Source organism: Streptomyces iconiensis (genome assembly GCF_028657195.3).
Lineage (GTDB): Bacteria > Actinomycetota > Actinomycetes > Streptomycetales > Streptomycetaceae > Streptomyces > Streptomyces iconiensis.
On record NZ_JANCPR020000018.1, the window covers coordinates 119,977 to 136,589 of the forward strand.

The 16,613-nt window shown below is 71.1% G+C and carries 15 protein-coding genes; 9 read left to right on the forward strand and 6 right to left on the reverse strand.

Annotated elements, in window-relative coordinates:
• Positions 1 to 18: 18 nt before the first annotated feature.
• Genes NMN56_RS19470 through NMN56_RS19480 form a run of 3 tightly spaced genes read right to left on the reverse strand, consistent with a single transcriptional unit; the run spans position 19 to position 2,395 of the window.
• The gene (locus tag NMN56_RS19470; protein WP_274046138.1) at positions 19 to 384 is read right to left on the reverse strand and encodes a DUF742 domain-containing protein; all 366 of its coding nucleotides are present in this window, start codon (positions 382 to 384) and stop codon (positions 19 to 21) included.
• On the reverse strand, positions 381 to 806 hold the full coding sequence (locus NMN56_RS19475; RefSeq protein WP_274046139.1) for a roadblock/LC7 domain-containing protein: 426 nt from the start codon (positions 804 to 806) through the stop codon (positions 381 to 383). The genes NMN56_RS19470 and NMN56_RS19475 overlap by 4 nt, the downstream gene beginning before the upstream one ends.
• Positions 803 to 2,395, reverse strand: a complete 1,593-nt coding sequence (locus tag NMN56_RS19480) for an ATP-binding protein (RefSeq protein ID WP_274046140.1) — start codon at positions 2,393 to 2,395, stop codon at positions 803 to 805. Before NMN56_RS19480 ends, NMN56_RS19475 begins: the two co-directional genes overlap by 4 nt.
• Positions 2,396 to 2,893: 498 nt before the next feature.
• On the opposite strand from NMN56_RS19480, the gene NMN56_RS19485 reads away from it, so the two are divergent.
• From NMN56_RS19485 to NMN56_RS19500, 4 genes are all read left to right on the forward strand, one after another.
• Entirely contained in the window at positions 2,894 to 3,808 is a 915-nt protein-coding gene (locus NMN56_RS19485; protein WP_274046194.1) for a TIGR03619 family F420-dependent LLM class oxidoreductase, read from the forward strand.
• A 43-nt stretch (positions 3,809 to 3,851) separates the two neighbouring features.
• The gene (locus NMN56_RS19490) at positions 3,852 to 4,640 is read left to right on the forward strand and encodes an SDR family NAD(P)-dependent oxidoreductase (protein ID WP_274046141.1); all 789 of its coding nucleotides are present in this window, start codon (positions 3,852 to 3,854) and stop codon (positions 4,638 to 4,640) included.
• 114 nt (positions 4,641 to 4,754) lie between these two features.
• The gene (locus tag NMN56_RS19495) at positions 4,755 to 5,882 is read left to right on the forward strand and encodes an LLM class flavin-dependent oxidoreductase (RefSeq protein ID WP_274046142.1); all 1,128 of its coding nucleotides are present in this window, start codon (positions 4,755 to 4,757) and stop codon (positions 5,880 to 5,882) included.
• On the forward strand, positions 5,875 to 7,614 hold the full coding sequence (locus NMN56_RS19500) for an N-acyl-D-amino-acid deacylase family protein (protein WP_274046143.1): 1,740 nt from the start codon (positions 5,875 to 5,877) through the stop codon (positions 7,612 to 7,614). The genes NMN56_RS19495 and NMN56_RS19500 overlap by 8 nt, the downstream gene beginning before the upstream one ends.
• Before the next feature lie 175 nt (positions 7,615 to 7,789).
• Here the strand turns inward: NMN56_RS19500 and NMN56_RS19505 are convergent, their stop codons facing one another.
• The gene (locus NMN56_RS19505; RefSeq protein WP_274046144.1) at positions 7,790 to 8,815 is read right to left on the reverse strand and encodes an aldo/keto reductase; all 1,026 of its coding nucleotides are present in this window, start codon (positions 8,813 to 8,815) and stop codon (positions 7,790 to 7,792) included.
• A gap of 260 nt (positions 8,816 to 9,075) precedes the next feature.
• Here NMN56_RS19505 and NMN56_RS19510 point away from each other — a divergent pair, with 260 nt between their 5' ends.
• On the forward strand, positions 9,076 to 9,999 hold the full coding sequence (locus NMN56_RS19510; RefSeq protein ID WP_274046145.1) for a helix-turn-helix transcriptional regulator: 924 nt from the start codon (positions 9,076 to 9,078) through the stop codon (positions 9,997 to 9,999).
• Positions 10,000 to 10,224: 225 nt separating this feature from the next.
• Here NMN56_RS19510 and NMN56_RS19515 read toward each other — a convergent pair whose 3' ends face one another.
• Positions 10,225 to 11,649, reverse strand: a complete 1,425-nt coding sequence (locus NMN56_RS19515; RefSeq protein WP_347178622.1) for a CehA/McbA family metallohydrolase — start codon at positions 11,647 to 11,649, stop codon at positions 10,225 to 10,227.
• A gap of 272 nt (positions 11,650 to 11,921) precedes the next feature.
• Here NMN56_RS19515 and NMN56_RS19520 point away from each other — a divergent pair, with 272 nt between their 5' ends.
• The 4 genes from NMN56_RS19520 (at position 11,922) to NMN56_RS19535 (ending at position 16,277) form a co-directional block, all read left to right on the forward strand.
• Positions 11,922 to 12,749 (forward strand): TIGR03619 family F420-dependent LLM class oxidoreductase, encoded by an 828-nt coding sequence (locus NMN56_RS19520; RefSeq protein ID WP_274046147.1) that lies wholly within the window; start codon positions 11,922 to 11,924, stop codon positions 12,747 to 12,749.
• Positions 12,750 to 12,870: 121 nt separating this feature from the next.
• Positions 12,871 to 13,227, forward strand: a complete 357-nt coding sequence (locus tag NMN56_RS19525) for a hypothetical protein (RefSeq protein WP_274046148.1) — start codon at positions 12,871 to 12,873, stop codon at positions 13,225 to 13,227.
• Complete coding sequence (locus NMN56_RS19530; RefSeq protein WP_274046149.1) at positions 13,224 to 13,505, forward strand: hypothetical protein; 282 nt, start codon at positions 13,224 to 13,226, stop codon at positions 13,503 to 13,505. The genes NMN56_RS19525 and NMN56_RS19530 overlap by 4 nt, the downstream gene beginning before the upstream one ends.
• A 171-nt stretch (positions 13,506 to 13,676) precedes the next feature.
• A complete protein-coding gene (locus tag NMN56_RS19535) occupies positions 13,677 to 16,277 on the forward strand; it encodes a bifunctional FO biosynthesis protein CofGH (protein WP_274046150.1) in 2,601 nt (866 codons plus the stop codon).
• 159 nt (positions 16,278 to 16,436) lie between these two features.
• Here NMN56_RS19535 and NMN56_RS19540 read toward each other — a convergent pair whose 3' ends face one another.
• Entirely contained in the window at positions 16,437 to 16,586 is a 150-nt protein-coding gene (locus NMN56_RS19540) for a hypothetical protein (RefSeq protein WP_274046151.1), read from the reverse strand.
• Positions 16,587 to 16,613: the final 27 nt, after the last annotated feature.

Sequence of the window (16,613 nt, forward strand, 5' to 3'; positions counted from 1 at the left end):
CTGGCACCGGCGTCCGGACTAGGAGGACTTGAGAGTGCGGAGTCCATCGAGAACTTTCTCCAGAATCTGCCGCTCGGGCAGTTCGGCGTCGGGAATGGGTGCGCGGACCTGCAGATGGCCCGCGTCGACCAGTTCGGCCACCAGGACCTTGACCACGCTCACCGGGAGCCGCAGGTGTGCCGCGGCCTCGGCGAGCGAGAGCGCCCCCGGACGCAGCAGTTCCAGCAGGCGCGCTTCCTGCGGGCTGACGCCGCTGACCGGCCCCCGTGTCGCGCCGTGCAGCACGGAGAGCCGGTCGAGCGTGTTGCGGCTGGGCCTGGCACGTCCGGACGTCGCCAGATAGGCGGGGACCAGACGCCTGGTGTCGCGGGGTGCGGGTGTCATGTGGCCGCGTTGTCCCGGGGCGGGCTGCTCATGGCCTTCGCACCGAGCGAGGCCACCTGGACCTGCATGTGGTGGGTGACGATGCCCATGTTCACGTCCGGGCCCGCGAAGACGGCGAGGGTGGTGTTCTCGCCGGCGGGGATCGCGAACACCCAGCCGTGGTTGGACTCGATCACGGTCTGCCGCAGCCTGGTCTCGTACGACCCCGCGAACGCACACGTGGTGGTGCGCGCGGCGCCCTGGAGTGCGGACAGCATGGCGGCGACACCGTCCGCCGCGTCCCGTTCCAGACCTGGCGACCGCCCCTCGATGAGGCCGTCACCGGAGATGACGGCCGCGTGGATGACGTGCGGCAGGTCCAGCAACGGGGCGAGCACCCATGAGGTGTCCTCGCGGACGGATCGGTGAGCGGGGGTTGTCATGCGCGCGTATTCCCTTCAGCGGAACGGGGGTCGGCGGGGCTGGGGGGGCCCGAGGGATCTGTGGCGCCCGACTCGGAGGGCGCTTCGGCCTCGGCCGCCGCGCGCCCCGAGGCGGTGCCCTGCTGGAACGCGGCCCAGCGCTGTGCGCTCTCCTCGGGGGAAGCGGAGGCGCCCTCGGCCGCGGTCGCGTGCGGGCCTACGGCGTCGTACGGGGCCGCCGCGTCGTACGGGCCCGTCGCGTCGTACGGCTGCTGCGGGTGCCCGGCGGCAGCGGGGTCGCGCTCGGGCGCGTTCTGGGAGCGGCGCCTGCGGCGGCGCGGCAGTTCCGTGTCGTCCGCTTCCGCACCCGCGTCGGACGGCTCCGCGAAGGGATCGCCCGCGCGTGCGTCCGCCGTGCCGGGGAGGTCCTGGCGCGCGCGCAGGTCCTGGGACACGGGCGGGTGCTGGGTGGAGGCCCGGCCGGGCAGCGGGGGACGATGAGAACCCGAGGCAGCGGGCAGGGGCGCCATCGCGGACATCGGCTGTTCGGCCTCGTCGAGCAGGGTGAGCAGCGGGTCGCCGGGGATGTGCACGATGGCGCGGACACCGCCGTACGGCGAGGCTTCCACGTACGTGGTGAACCCGTACTGCCGTACGAGCTGGCCCACGACGGCGAAGCCGGTGCGCGGGGGGTCGCCCAGTTCGGTGAGGAGCAGGGTGTCGGCGCCGGCCATCAGCCGTGCCGCCTGCTGGAGTTCCTCGGTGTGCATGCCGACGCCCGCGTCGTCGATGATGACCGAAGCGCCCTTGTTGCCCTGCTGGAGGGTCACGGCGACGGGCAGTTCCGGGTGGGAGTAGTGCAGCGCGTTGGCGATCAGCTCGGTCAGCACGACGGCGACGGGCTCGACCGCGCGGGCCACGACGCCGACGGGGTCGCGGAGCTGGTTGGTGACCTGGACCCGTTCATAGCCGGTGAGGCGGGACATGGCGCCGACGACGATGTCGGCCAGGTGCGAGTTCTCGCGGGTCAGTCCGGGCCAGGCGCCGCACACGACGGCGGTGGACTGCACGCGGCGCAGGGCCTGTTCGTTGAGGAAGTCGGCGGCCAGCAGGTCCTCGGCGATGAAGGGGTCGTCGTGTTTCTCCTGCATCGTCTGGAGCAGGCTCTGGAGCTGGTAGAGCAGGGCCTGGATGGTGGTGCTGGCGCCGCGCATGGCGGCCTGCGCCGCCGCGTCCACGCGGACACGTTCCTTCACGACCGCGTCGTCCACCTGGGCCAGCACGGAGTTGAACGCCTCTTCGAGCGCCGAGCCCGCGATGGCGGGGTCCAGCGGGCCGCGAACGGGCACGTGGGAGTGGGCCAGTGAGGCCGCCAGATCGGGTACGCGTGCTCCGGCCAGGTGGCGGACCTCGGCCTCCGTGGCCTGGACGCGGGTCGTCAGCGCGGCGTGGTGGTGTGCCGCCGTGCGCAGTTCCGCCTCCAGGGCCGTCGTGCGCTGCCGCGACCGTTTCGTCTTCTGGTGCGAACGGGCGAGCGCGAGGCCAAGCACCAGGGCGGCGGCCGTCCCCACGGACAGGAGCACGGTCAGCACGACCGGTATCTCGGTCATCGATGTCCTCGAACAATTGGGTTGTCGGGCAGGGGGTTTTGCTGAGGGGCAGGTGGCCCGGCTACTTGTTCCCAGCGGTCCGATCCATGTTCCCCCAGTGTCGGGCTTCGCACATCCAGATCCGGAACACGAGTTCCTACTTTCTGTTCGCAACGACCTTTTCCATGACCATTCCGTGGCGCGGGCGTGGGGGTCCGGTGATGACGGGGCGCCATTCCCTCACAAGCGGCCCCGCGCGGTGCGCGACCCCGGTTCCGGGCGATCCCGGACTCCCGCCGCGCGCGGTCCACGACTCCCGCCGCGCGCGATCCCCGGCCCCTGTACGCGCGATGCGCGCCGCCCGTGCCGCGCCCCTTGTCTGATGGGCCGTCAGATAGCAGCATGGCGGCCCGTAGCGGGCGGGCCGCGCGGTTCACAGGGCGCGCACAGGCCCGCTCGCCGGAGTCGAGGAGGGCACACCCCGTGGGGAACTTCCCGTCGGACCGGCTCGCGTACGGCATGCAGCTTCCGGTCCAGTCGCAGAGCGCCATCTACGCGGAGCCGTGGGAGGCCGAAGCGGGCGCAGAGGAGCTGCTCGCCGTCGCCCGCGCGGCCGACGAGGGAGGCTTCGCCTACCTCGCCTGCTGCGAACACGTCGCCATACCGAGGCGGTTGGCCAAGGCGATGAGCACCGTCTGGTACGACCCGGTGGCCACGCTCGGCTTCCTCGCCGCCGCGACCTCGCGCGTGCGGTTGCTCAGCCATGTCGCCGTCGTCGGACTGCGGCATCCGCTGGCCAGCGCCAAGCAGTACGCCACCCTCGACCACCTGTCCGGGGGCCGCCTGATCCTCGGTGTGGGCGCGGGGCACGTACGCGAGGAGTTCGAGGTGCTCGGCGCGGACTTCGAGGGGCGCGGCGCTGTCCTGGACGAGACCGTGGAGGCGCTGAAGGCCGCGCTGGGGGAGGAGGAGTACCCGGTGTTCGAGGGTGAGCGCTTCTCGTTCTCCGGTCTCGGCCAGCGGCCCCGGCCCGCGCAGTCACCGCGACCGCCCCTGTGGGTGGGGGGCTCGTCGGCCCCCGCTGTGCGCCGTGCGGCGCTCAGGGGTGACGGCTGGCTTCCGCAGGGCGACCCGCGTGACGGGCTGCCCGCGCAGATCGAGCGGATCGGGCGGCTGCGCGAGGAGGCGGGTCTGGCCGGGGAACCGTTCACGGTGGGCGCCATCACCGAACCCCTGTACGTCGGCGAACCCGCCTGGGACGTGGGCCACCGCACGCTCACCGGGACTCCGGAGGCCCTCGCGAAGTCGCTGCGGGCCTACGCGGGGATGGGCGTCCACCAGATCCAGATCCGCTTCAGGTCCCGCTCGGTCACCGAACTCCTGGACCAGATCGCGGCGTTCGCCAGGGACGTGGCGCCGCGGCTGAACCCCTGACCGGAGCGTGTCGTACCGGAACCGCCGAAGGAGAGGGACGGGCATGGGCAAGCTCGACGGACGGGTCGTACTCGTGAGCGGCGCCGCACGGGGACAAGGCGCGGAGGAGGCACGCCTCTTCGTTGCTGAGGGTGCGCACGTGGTGCTGGGAGATGTGCTCGACGAGCAGGGCGCGGCCGTGGCGAAGGAACTGGGCGACGCCGCGGCGTACGTCCATCTCGACGTACGCGAGGAGAGCGGCTGGGCCCGGGCCGTCGAGGCGGCGAAGAGCCGGTTCGGCAAGCTGGACGGGCTGGTCAACAACGCCGGGATACTGCGGTTCAACGAGCTGGTGACCACACCGGTGGAGGAGTTCCGCGAGGTGGTCGCGGTCAATCAGACCGGCTGCTTCCTGGGCATGAAGGCCGCGGCGCCGGAGATCGAGACGGCCGGCGGCGGCACGATCGTCAACACGGCCTCGTACGCGGCGCTGACGGGCATGGCGTTCCTGACCGCGTACGCCGCGACCAAGGCGGCGATCGTGGGGATGACGCGCGTCGCGTCGATGGAGCTGGCGGGGAAGGGGATACGGGTCAACGCGATGTGCCCCGGCGCGATCGACACCCCCATGACGAACCCAGCGAAGGCGGCGGAGAACGGGCTGAGCGTGGACGACGGTTCGGCCGAGGCGCTGGACGCGTTCTACGCGAAGCTCGTACCGCAGGGGCGGGTCGGCAGGGCCGACGAGGTCGCGAAGCTGGCGCTGTTCCTGAGCTGCGAGGACTCCTCGTATGTGACGGGCCAGCCGTTCGTGGTCGACGGCGGCTGGCTGGCGGGGGTCTCGGTTCTCTGAAGGACGCGTCAAAGGGTGACGGGGCGTCAGGTATTGACGGTCCCCGGCGCCGGTGCCAGAGTCGTCGTATCAGATCTGACGGTGCGTCAGAAACGTGTGAAGGAGTGAACCGCCTTGGAATTCGGGCTCTTTGTTCAGGGATACGTGCCCGCCGCGCGGGCCAAGGCCGAACCGCAGGCCGAGCACAACGCACTGCTTGAGGAGACCGAGTACGTCATCCAGGCGGACAAGTCGGGCTTCAAATACGCCTGGGCCTCCGAGCACCACTTCCTGGAGGAGTACAGCCACCTCTCGGCGAACGATGTCTTCCTCGGCTACCTCGCGCACGCGACCGAGCGCATCCACCTGGGCTCCGGGATCTTCAACCCGCTGCCGCAGGTCAACCACCCTGTAAAGGTCGCGGAGAAGGTCGCCATGCTCGACCATCTCTCCGGCGGGCGGTTCGAGTTCGGCTCGGGGCGGGGGGCAGGGTCCCACGAGATCCTGGGGTTCCTGCCGGGCATCACCGACATGAACCACACGAAGGAGATCTGGGAGGAGACCATCGGGGAGTTCCCCAAGATGTGGCTCCAGGAGGAGTACGAGGGCTTCCAGGGCAAGCACTGGTCGCTCCCGCCCCGCAAGATCCTGCCGAAGCCGTACCGCGGCTCGCACCCGGGCATGTGGTACGCGGCGGGCTCGCCCTCCTCGTACGCGATGGCGGCGAAGAAGGGCCTCGGGGTGCTCGGCTTCAGCGTGCAGAAGATCTCCGACATGGAGTGGGTCCTTGAGTCCTACAAGGGCGCCGTCAAGGACGCCGAACCCATCGGCGCCTTCGTCAACGACAACGTCATGGTCACCTCCACCGCGATCTGCGCCGAGACCTCGGAGAAGGCCCGGCAGATCGCCGTCAACGGCGGCCTCAACTACCTCCAGTCGCTCCTCTTCCGCTACCACGACACCTTCCCGCGCCCCGAGGGCATCCCCGAGTGGCCGGAGCTGATCCCGGAGTACACCGAGGAGATCGTGGACCTGCTCATCTCCGAGGAGCTGATGATCTGCGGCAACCCCGACGAGGTGCTCCAGCAGTGCAAGCGCTGGGAGCAGGCAGGCGCCGACCAGCTCTCCTTCGGCCTGCCCATCGGCATCCCGTACGAGGACACGCTGAACACGATCAAGCTGATCGGTGAGCACGTCATTCCGCAGATCGACACCGACCCCGTACACCGCACCACGCGCTTCCGGGAGGCCGCACGTGCTTGACCACGCGATACGGGGCGCGACCGTCGTGGACGGCACGGGCGCGCCCTCGTTCCGCGCTGACATCGGTATCAGGAACGGACGGATCGCCGTCATCGCCGAACCGGGACAGCTGCGCGAGGAGGCCCGTACCAGCCAGGACGCCACGGGCCTCGTGCTCGCACCCGGCTTCGTCGACCCGCACACGCACTACGACGCACAGCTGTTCTGGGACCCGTACGCGACGCCGTCGATGAACCACGGCGTCACCACCGTCGCCGGCGGCAACTGCGGCTTCACGCTGGCGCCGCTCAACCCCGAAAGGCCGCAGGACGCCGACTACACGCGGCGGATGATGTCGCGCGTCGAGGGCATGTCCCTGATCGCGCTGGAGGAGGGCGCGCCCTGGAACTGGTCCTCGTTCGGCGAGTACCTCGACGCGCTGGAGGGCCGTACGGCCGTCAACGCGGGCTTCATGGTGGGCCACTGCGCGCTGCGCCGGCACGTCATGGGGCCCGACGCGATCGGCGGGCAGCCCACCGAGCAGCAGATGGCGGCCATGCTGCGGCTCTTCCACGACGCCATGGAGGCCGGCGCCTGGGGCCTGTCCACCACACAGTCCTCCACCCACTCCGACGGCGACGGGAAACCCGTCGCTTCCCGGCACGCCAAGCCGGAGGAGCTGCTCGCGCTCTCCCGCGCCGTCGCCGAACACGAGGGCACCCAGATCGAGGCGATCGTCGCCGGCTGCCTCGACCAGTTCTCCGACGACGAGATCGACCTGTTCGCACGGATGTCGGCCGAGGCGGGCAGGCCCCTCAACTGGAACGTGCTCACCATCGACGCCTCCGTACCCGAAAGGGTGCCGCGCCAGCTCGTCGCCAGCGAGCGCGCACGCGAGGCGGGCGGGCGCGTCGTCGCGCTCACCATGCCGATCCTGACGCCCATGAACATGTCGCTGGGCACCTTCTGCGCCCTCAACCTCATCCCCGGCTGGGGCGACATCCTCGGCCTGCCCATCCCCGAGCGCATCGAGAAGCTGCGCGACGCCGATGTGCGGGCCGAGATGCTGCGCCACGCGGACAGCAAGGAGGCGGGCGTCTTCCGGCGCCTGGCGAAGTTCGACCGGTACGTCATCGGGGACACCTACTCCCCGGAGAACGAGGGCCTCACGGGCAGGGTCGTACGTGACATCGCCGCCGAGCGCGGTCAGGACGCCTTCCAGTGCATCGTCGAGATCTGCTCCAACGACACGATGCGCACGGTCCTGTGGCCCATGCCGACGGACAACGACCCTGACTCCTGGGAGCTGCGCCGCAGCACCTGGGAGCACGAGGACGTGATGCTCGGCGGCTCCGACGCCGGGGCGCACCTGGACCGGATGTGCGGTGCTCCGTACACCACCAGGTTCCTGGGCGACTGCCTGCGCGGCAGGAAGCTGGTGGGCCTGGAGCAGGCGGTCAAGATGCTCACCGATGACCCCGCGCGCCTGTTCGGACTGCGCGAGCGGGGGCGCGTGGCCGAGGGCTGGCACGCCGACCTCGTGCTCTTCGACCCCGAACGCATCGACGCGGGACAGGCCACCCTCGTCCACGACCTGCCGGGCGAGAGCCCGCGCCTGGACTCCGAGGCCGTCGGGGTCGTCGGCGTCTGGGTCAACGGTGTCGAGACCATCCGCGACGACAAGGTGACGGGCGCCGTCCCTGGCACGGTCCTGCGCTCGGGCCGCGACACCGAGACGGTCAGCACCCGCTGACCTGGCCGGCACCCGCTGGCCTGGGAAGCACCCGCCGAACCCCCGGGGGCGTGGGGGAGGGGCACACCTTTCCCCCACGCACGCCCCTTCCCCACGCCCTTGGCGGCCCGCACGCCGGTCCGTACCGGCACCGGCCCCGGCGTCAGCACCACCGGCGTCAGCACCAGTACCGGCGTCAGCGCCTGCGCAGGGACGGGTCGGTCAGGGCAGGGGCCGTGTAGTAGAAGTCGTCGCGGTTCAGGTCCTTACCCGGCGGCACGATCTCGTCGATCCGGTCGAGCACATCGGCGCTCAGCTTCACCTCGGCGCCCGAAAGCAGCCCCTCCAGCTGCTCCATCGTGCGGGGGCCCAGTAGCACCGAGGTCACAGCGGGGTGCGCCCGTACGAACGCCGTCGCGAGGTGGCGCAGCGGCATCCCCGCCTCCTCCGCGAGCTGGCTCAGCTTCTCGACGGCCACCAGCTTGCGCGCGTTGCCGGGCAGCGCCGGGTCGAACTTGTGGCGCTCGATCGCCGTACGTCCGCCGCTCAGATCGATGTCGGCCGCCGAGCGGATACGGCCCGACAGCCACCCGGCTGACAGCGGCCCCCACACCAGCACGCCCAGCCCGTAGCGCTGCGCCGTGGGCAGCAGGGACGCCTCGACGCCGCGCGCCAGGATCGAGTACGGCGGCTGCTCCGTACGGGGGCGTACGTGTCCGCGCCGCTCCGCCGTCCACTGCGCCTCGACCTGGAGTTCGGCCGGGAACGTGGAGGTGCCGATCGCCCGCACCTTGCCCGCGCGGACGAAGTCCGAGAGCGCGGAGAGCGTCTCGTCGATGTCCGTGTGCGCATCCGGCCTGTGCAACTGGTAGAGATCCACGTGATCGGTGTCCAGCCGTCGCAGGCTGTCGTCGAGCGCGCGGGTGAGCCAGCGGCGGCTGTTGCCCCGCATGTTCCGGTCCTCGCCCATGGGCATGTGCCCCTTGGTCGCGAGGACCACGTCGTCGCGGCGGCCCTTGAGCGCCCGCCCGACGATCTCCTCGTTGAGCCCGGCGCCCGCGTACACGTCGGCGGTGTCCACGAGGTTGATGCCCGCGTCCAGCGCGCGGTGGATGATACGGACGCAGTCGTCGTGGTCGGTGTTGGTCTGGCCGAGCATCATCGCGCCGAGCGCGTGCTCGCTCACCGAGATGCCCGTGCCTCCGAGGAACCTGTACTCCATGCTGCCTTTTCCTCTGCTTCCTGTTCTTCCGGTACGTCTGCCCGTGCGCTGCGACTGCTTGTGCCGACCGGCTGTCCGCTGCCTGTGCCGATCGGCTGCTTGTACCCCCGCTCCTGCCGTGCCGGGTGCTTGCTGGAGCACTCTGTGCTCCGGTCGGCGCCGGCACCAGATCAGGTCCAACCTGGGTCCGGCAGTACCACCCAGTGCCCGCCCGTACCCGCGGCCTCCCGTTCCGGCCCGCCGGTACGGATACTGGGTGGATGACGACGGGCAGCCGGGAGGCGACAACGAGCAGCCGGAGCGCCGCGGAGGAGAGCGCGCACAGTGCCGTGAAGGAGAGCATGGGGATCGGCTCCTTCCTCAGGACCCGCAGGGCGGACCTGGCCCCGGAGACGCTCGGGCTCGCGCCCACGCTCAACCGCAGGCGCGTCCCTGGCCTGCGCCGGGAGGAGGTGGCCCAGCTCGCGGGGATCAGCGTCGACTACTACATACGGATCGAGCAGGGCAGAGCCGTGGGCATCTCCGAACCCGTGCTCGACGCTCTCGCGCGCGCCCTGCGCCTGACCGACGACGAGCGCACCTACCTCGGCAACCTCGCCGATCCCAGCTTCCCCGCCGGAACGCTGTCGCCCCCCGTCGTACGGCCGCAGATGCAGTGGGTGCTCGACGCGATGGACCCTGTGACGCCCGCCTACATCGTCGGGCCCGGGCTGGACTACCTCGCCTGGAACAGGGTGGGAGCCCGCTTCGCCTACGACCTGGACGCGCTCGCGCCGGAGCGGCGCAACGCGGCACTCCTGGTCTTCCTGCACCCCGACAGCCGCGCCCTCCACCCCGAGTGGGACGCCGTGGCAGCCGAGACCGTCGCGGCCCTGCGCGCGGAGACAGGGCGCCACCCCTGCCACCCGAGGGTCAAGGCCGTCACGGCGGAACTCCTCAACCGCAGCGCCGAGTTCAGCGCGCTGTGGGAGGCACAGCAGGTACGCGAGACCATGTCGGGGACCAAGCGTGTCCGGCACCCCGGGGTCGGTGACATCGAAGTGGCGTACGAGACGTTCGCGCTCACCACGGACGAGAGCCAGATGCTGTGCGTGTACACCGTCGAACCTGACTCGCCCTCCCAGGCCGCACTCTCCCGCCTGGCCGCTCCGGACCGCACACACGGTGTGGCGGAAAGCGCGTAACGGGCAGCAGCTAACGAGCAGCAAGTAGCAGGCGACAAGCAGCGAGCGACAAGTAGTACGCCGCGAGCAGCCCGGAGCGGGCAGTCAGCAGTACCCGCGAGCGGTCCGGAACGAGCAGCAAGTAGTACGCCGCGAGCGGTCCGCAACAAGTAGCGAGCAGCCGCGACAAGCAGCAAGTAGTACGCCGAAAGCACCCAGCAGTGCCCCGCAAGCAGCCAGTAGCGCTCAGCCCGCCCCGCCGCCCAGCCACACCGGGTTCGTCATGGCGGCCATGGCGCCCGGGAGCGCGGCGCCCTCCTTGGCGGGGTGGCGCAGTTCGGCCCGTACGTAGGTGGCCAGTGACGGGGTGGTGCGCCAGGTGAGCGAGGGCGCGGGCCCCGTACGCATCTCGCCCTCATCGGTGAGCAGGCGCAGCGTCGCGCCCTCAGGGGCGCCCTCGGCCTTCACCGTGACGTCGACCTGGGTACCGGCGCGTGCGCGCAAGGTCTCGCCCATGCCCGCGTACCCGCCCGTCGGCGTGGTCGCGGTCAGCTCCAGGGAGACGCGGAAGGACTCGGCGAGGTACGAGCGGCCCGTGCGCAGCGCCGCCAGGAGCGGGCGGCGCGCGAGGTCGTCGGCGTACACCACGGTCTGCGGGAGGCCCACCACCTGCGGCTCGCGGTGCGCGTCGCTGTTGCCCATGGCTGGCAGCCAGGAGTCCGTGCTGACCAGCATGTTGTCCCAGGCGGCGAGGGCGAGTTCGTCGTCGGCCGTCCACGGCCCGTTCCAGACCTCGACCGCGTCGGCGTGCTCGTAGCCGAACTTCCACTGACAGCCCACGAACGGGCAGTTCGGGTGCGCGGGCACCACGAGGCCACCGGCGCGGCGTACGGCCCGCGCGAAGCGCGCGTACGCGTCGTCCCGGGCGCGGTAGCGCCAGTCCAGGAACACGCCGGGGTCGGTACCGAGCGCCACGTAGTGACCGTTGCGGGTGGTGATCTCCTCACCGCACAGGATCAGCAGGTCGTCACCCCACAGCCCCTCCCACGCGCTGTGCCCCGAGGTGGTGTTGTGCTCGGTGGTGGTGACGAAGTCCAGCCCGGCAGCGCGGGCCGCCGCCGCTGCCTCGGCGGGAGTGCGGGCACCGTCGGAGTGCACCGTGTGCAGGTGGCAGTCACCCCGGTACCAGGCACGCCCCCTGCCACCGGCCCGCTCCGGCGGGTACACGCGCCTCGGCGTCTTCCCCGTAGGGCCGTGCCGCAGCGTGACGGTCACCTCGTAGTCCATGCCTTGCGGTGCCACCGTGTACGGGCCCAGTACGACGTGCCATGTGCCCTCCCTTACGGGCCCCGCCAGATAGCCGGGGGTCGCCTTCTGGGCGCTGAGCGCGAAGGAGTTCCGGAACCCGCCGGACCAGCCCCGGAAGCCCTTGCCCCCGAGCGCGGTGCCCCGCTCGTCGAAGATGCCGATGTCCAGCGCGTTGCCTGGCGTGCCCTTCGGTACCTCGGGCTTGTCGTAGCGGTAGGAGACCGCGATCTCGTGCACCCCGGCCGGCACCTCGACCGGCAGGTACACGAAGTCCGGTGCCCCCGTGGGCAGATGGCCCCGCAGCGTCCGCGTGGCCTCCTCGCCGTCGGCGGCCCGCGCGAAGCTCATGGAGGCCGGCGTCAGCGCGGTGGCCGCACCGGCCCCCACCGACAACCGCAGCACCTCACGCCGCTGCGGCCCACGGGGCTCATGTGACTCACGGGATGCATGGGTCTCACGGGGTCCCTGGTCTCCGTCGCCGTGCGGTCCCCCGCGTCTCCCGCTACCGTCTGCCCCCGGTGTCCCGGCCGTTCCCTGTGTGGCGTCCATGCCGAAGGTTGTACGCGCGCCCGGTGCCCGGCGAAAGTACCGCGGAGGTCATGGAGTTCACGTACGGGTGAGGGCACAGTGTCGGGATGCGGATCTCGACGACCATCCTTCTCACCGACGAGACGATCCGGCCCGCGAGGCTGGCCCGCGAGCTGGAACAGCGCGGCTTCGGCGGGCTGTACCTGCCCGAGCACACCCACATCCCCGTCAGCCGCGACACCCCGGCGCCCATGGGCGGCCCGCTGCCGCGCGCCTACGGGCGGACCCTCGACCCCTTCGTCGCGCTCTCGGCCGCCGCGACGGTCACCGAGCGGCTGGCGCTCGGCACCAGCGTCAGCCTCGTCGCGCAGCACGACGCCATCGCGCTCGCCAAGCAGGTCGCGACGCTCGACTGGATGTCGGACGGCCGCTTCACGCTGGGTATCGGCTTCGGCTGGAACGTCGAGGAAGCGGCCGATCACGGCGTCCGGTGGAGCACCCGCCGGGAACTCGTCCGCGACCGCATGGCCCTCATGCGTGCCCTGTGGGCGCCCGAACCCACGGCCCACGACGGAGAGTTCGGCTCCGTGCGCGCCTCCTCCGCACACCCCAAGCCGGCCCGCCCCGGCGGCCCCCGCGTTCTCGTCGGCGGAGCGGCAGGACCCAAGCTGTTCGCGCACATCGCCCAGTACGCCGACGGCTGGCTCCCCGTCGGCGGCCGGGGCCTCTCCGCGAACCTCTCGACCCTCCACGACACCTGGGCCGAAGCCGGCCGCGACGGCACCCCGGAACTCGTCCCCAGCTTCGTCCTGCCCACCCCCGGCAAGCTCGCCCACTACCGCGAACTCGGCGCCACCGAAGTCGTCCTCCAGCTCCCCCCGGGAACCGAGAACGACGTCCTGCGCGCCCTGGACGACTACGCACAGTATCTGTGAGCCGACCGGGAGAGATCTGTGAGCCGACCGGGAGAAGCCCTGAGCGGGCTTCTCCCGTCAGTGGTCTCCGTGACTCTGGCGGTCGCTGAGGGGTGTGGAGCGTGAGAAGGAAAGGGCCCGGATGAGCATGCGACCGGGGGAGCCGGACGGCCCCCTCGTGCCCATGCCCGCGGTGACGCGAGAGGCATTGCGGGAGGCAGTACGCCACATCAGACCGCTGAACGTGACCCAGTTCGACCGTGAGCTGGGCGAGGCGTTCGATCAGTCCGTGCGGACAGGTTCTACGGGCTGGATGCGAGGCTTCCTCGTGAAGTGGGCCACTTTCGTGGCCATCGAGCGATGGCCCGAGCGCGCGGCTGCCCTGCGCGCGGCGGAAACCGTCGCGGAAAGCCCCCACGCCACCGACCAGAGCCTGCGCGAGGCCCAAACGGAAATCGCCCAGCTGCTCCACGAGGCCCAGCAGGAGATCGTTCAGTGAGTGCTGGCTCCCAGGACGGCGAGGGCCGGCAGTGGGAGTGGGGCGCCGACGAGGACTTCGTCGTCGGTGGGCTGCCGCCCGAGGCGATGGGCGGGATTCGAGCGGTCCTGCGCGGGCTCGTAGACCTGGCGGAGTTGCGTATGGACGCGGGCCACGACTACGACGAGCAGAACCCCCGCGAGCTGCGCACGTTCGCCACGGAGCGACTCGTGCTCTGGTACCAGAAGTTCGAGCACCGCAAAAGGATCTATGTGGTCCGCGTCAACTGGCTCGGCTGACGGCCGCGTTCGCGGGGTGGCAGCGGCGGCGGGTTCGCCTGCCCGTCCGGAGCCCGCGTGACCCGCTGAGGGCCCGCCGCGGACATTCCCGCGAACCGCTGTGGCCACTCCCACAAAATCGGGGAGGCGCGTAGGCGGGGCGGGGCCGACGAGGGGAAATACCCTCAGGGGATGACCTCACACGGACAGGCGCCGACGGCGAACGCGATGCGGCGCGCGCTCAAGAGGGCCCGCGACGGCGTGGCCCTCGACAGCACGGAAGCCGCCGTCCTCCTTCAGGCGAGGGGCGAGGACCTGGCGGACCTCACCACCTCGGCGGCCCGCGTCAGAGACGCGGGCCTCGACGCGGTGGGACGCGCCGGGGTGATCACCTACTCCCGCAAGGTCTTCATCCCTCTCACCCGCCTCTGTCGCGACAAGTGCCACTACTGCACCTTCGTCACCGTGCCGGGGAAGCTCAGGGCCGAGGGACACGGGATGTTCCTCTCTCCTGACGAGGTGCTCGACATCGCGCGGCGTGGCGCGGAAATGGGGTGCAAGGAAGCCCTGTTCACGCTCGGCGACCGCCCCGAGGACCGCTGGCCCGAGGCCCGCGAGTGGCTGGAGTCGCACGGCTACGACGACACGCTCGCGTACGTACGCGCGATGGCGATCCGCGTACTGGAGGAGACCGGTCTCCTCCCGCATCTGAACCCCGGCGTGATGTCGTGGACCGACTTCCAGCGCCTCAAGCCCGTATCGCCTTCCATGGGCATGATGCTGGAGACGACGGCGACCCGCCTGTGGTCGGAGAAGGGCGGCCCGCACTACGGTTCGCCCGACAAGGAGCCGGCCGTACGGCTGCGTGTGCTGGAGGACGCGGGGCGCTCCAACGTGCCGTTCACGACCGGCATCCTGATCGGCATCGGGGAGTCGTACGAGGAGCGCGCCGAGTCCGTGTTCGCGCTGCGGCGTACGCAGCGCGCGTACCACGGCATCCAGGAAGTCATCGTGCAGAACTTCCGCGCGAAGCCGGACACGGCGATGCGCGGCATGCCGGACGCCGAACTGGAGGAGCTGGCAGCCGCGATCGCGGTGACCCGGCACATCCTGGGCCCCTCGGCGCGCGTGCAGGCCCCGCCGAACCTGGTCGACTCCGAGTACGCGCGCATGATCGGTGCGGGCATCGACGACTGGGGCGGCGTCTCGCCCCTGACCCCCGACCATGTCAACCCCGAGCGCCCCTGGCCGCACATCGACGACCTCGCGGCCAGGACCCGCGAAGCGGGCTTCGAACTGCGGGAACGCCTCACCGTCTACCCCGAGTTCATCCAGCGCGGCGAGCCCTGGATCGACCCCCGCGTGCTGCCGCACGTGCGCGCGCTGGCCGATACGGAGACGGGGCTCGCACGCGAGGACGCGGTCGTGGAGGGCCGTCCGTGGCAGGAGCCCGACGAGGGCTTCGCCGGCCTGGCGTCCTCCGGCCGCACCGACCTGCACCGCACCATCGACACCGAGGGCCGCACGTCCGACCGGCGCGACGACTTCGACGAGGTGTACGGCGACTGGGCGGAGCTGCGCGAACGCGCGGCCCCCGGGATGGCGCCGCAGCGCGCCGAGAGCGACGTACGGGAGGCGCTGAACCAGGCAGCCGACGACCCGACCAAACTCAGCGACGACCAGGCCCTCGCCCTCCTGCACGCGGACGGGCCCGCGCTGGACGCGCTGTGCCGTACGGCCGACGACGTACGGCGCGAAGCGGTCGGTGACGACGTCACGTACATCGTCACCCGCAACATCAACTTCACCAACGTCTGCTACACCGGCTGCCGTTTCTGCGCCTTCGCGCAGCGCCGCACCGACGCCGACGCGTACACCCTCTCCCTCGAACAGGTCGCCGACCGCGCCCAGCAGGCATGGGAGGTCGGCGCCGTCGAGGTGTGCATGCAGGGCGGTATCCACCCCGACCTGCCCGGTACCGCGTACTTCGACATCGCCCGCGCGGTCAAGGAACGCGTACCCGGCATGCACGTGCACGCCTTCTCGCCCATGGAGGTCGTCAACGGTGCATCGCGCACCGGCATGTCCATCCGCGAGTGGCTGACGGCGGCGAAGGAGGCCGGGCTCGACTCGATCCCCGGCACGGCGGCCGAGATCCTCGACGACGAGGTCCGCTGGATCCTCACCAAGGGCAAGCTGCCCACGGCCAACTGGGTCGAGGTCATCAAGACCGCACAGGAGCTGGGCCTCGGCACGACCTCCACGATGATGTACGGCCACGTCGACCAGCCCCGTCACTGGCTCGGCCACCTGCGCCTGCTCGCCGACATCCAGAAGTCGGCGCTGGACAAGGGGCTTCGCGGCTTCACGGAGTTCGTGACGCTCCCGTTCATCCACACCAACGCGCCCGTCTACCTCGCGGGCATCGCCCGCCCGGGCCCCACCACCCGCGACAACCGCGCGGTGACGGCCATGGCGAGACTCCTGCTCCACCCCTACGTGCCCAACATCCAGACGAGCTGGGTGAAACTCGGCACGGAGGGCGCCGCGGAAATGCTCCGCTCCGGCGCCAACGATCTGGGCGGCACGCTCATGGAAGAGACCATCTCCCGCATGGCGGGCTCCTCCTACGGCTCCTACCGCTCCATCAAGGACCTCACCGCCATCGCCGACCTGGCCGGCCGCCCCTCACGCCCCCGCACCACGCCCTACGGCGAGGTCCCCGCCGAACGCGTCCGCGCCGCCGGCGCCTCCGACGGCCACCTCCCGGAACTGCTACCGGTCCTGGACTGACCCGCCCAAGGCTCACGCCCGGACAGCGACGGGCTCCCGGCGATCACCGGGAGCCCGCTGCCGTACGGCCTACGCCTCTCACCCTGCGTATCCGCCGGCGCAGTTGCTGCGCTCGCCGCTGGTCAAACGGCAGTTCCCGTTGTCGGGGCCGCGACCCCGTCAGCTCTCGTCCACATGTCTGCGCCACTCTCGGGCACCGGAATCCCAGTAGACGAGGACGGTACGCCCGTGGGGGTCGCGGGCCGCCAGGGCCTCCAGGTCGGTGGCGGCCAGCTTTGCCAGCGCCTCGTCCGTCGGGTCACCACGCATCTCCAGCCAGGTGTTGGCGGCGCTGTC

What these genes read in the sequence shown, in the direction of transcription:
- NMN56_RS19470 (WP_274046138.1), bottom strand. Translation starts at nt 384, where the DNA reads ATGACACCCGCACCCCGCGACACCAGGCGTCTGGTCCCCGCCTATCTG.
- NMN56_RS19475 (WP_274046139.1), bottom strand. Translation starts at nt 806, where the DNA reads ATGACAACCCCCGCTCACCGATCCGTCCGCGAGGACACCTCATGGGTG.
- NMN56_RS19480 (WP_274046140.1), bottom strand. Translation starts at nt 2,395, where the DNA reads ATGACCGAGATACCGGTCGTGCTGACCGTGCTCCTGTCCGTGGGGACG.
- NMN56_RS19485 (WP_274046194.1), top strand. Translation starts at nt 2,894, where the DNA reads ATGCAGCTTCCGGTCCAGTCGCAGAGCGCCATCTACGCGGAGCCGTGG.
- NMN56_RS19490 (WP_274046141.1), top strand. Translation starts at nt 3,852, where the DNA reads ATGGGCAAGCTCGACGGACGGGTCGTACTCGTGAGCGGCGCCGCACGG.
- NMN56_RS19505 (WP_274046144.1), bottom strand. Translation starts at nt 8,815, where the DNA reads ATGGAGTACAGGTTCCTCGGAGGCACGGGCATCTCGGTGAGCGAGCAC.
- NMN56_RS19510 (WP_274046145.1), top strand. Translation starts at nt 9,076, where the DNA reads ATGACGACGGGCAGCCGGGAGGCGACAACGAGCAGCCGGAGCGCCGCG.
- NMN56_RS19520 (WP_274046147.1), top strand. Translation starts at nt 11,922, where the DNA reads ATGCGGATCTCGACGACCATCCTTCTCACCGACGAGACGATCCGGCCC.
- NMN56_RS19525 (WP_274046148.1), top strand. Translation starts at nt 12,871, where the DNA reads ATGAGCATGCGACCGGGGGAGCCGGACGGCCCCCTCGTGCCCATGCCC.
- NMN56_RS19535 (WP_274046150.1), top strand. Translation starts at nt 13,677, where the DNA reads ATGACCTCACACGGACAGGCGCCGACGGCGAACGCGATGCGGCGCGCG.
- NMN56_RS19540 (WP_274046151.1), bottom strand. Translation starts at nt 16,586, where the DNA reads ATGCGTGGTGACCCGACGGACGAGGCGCTGGCAAAGCTGGCCGCCACC.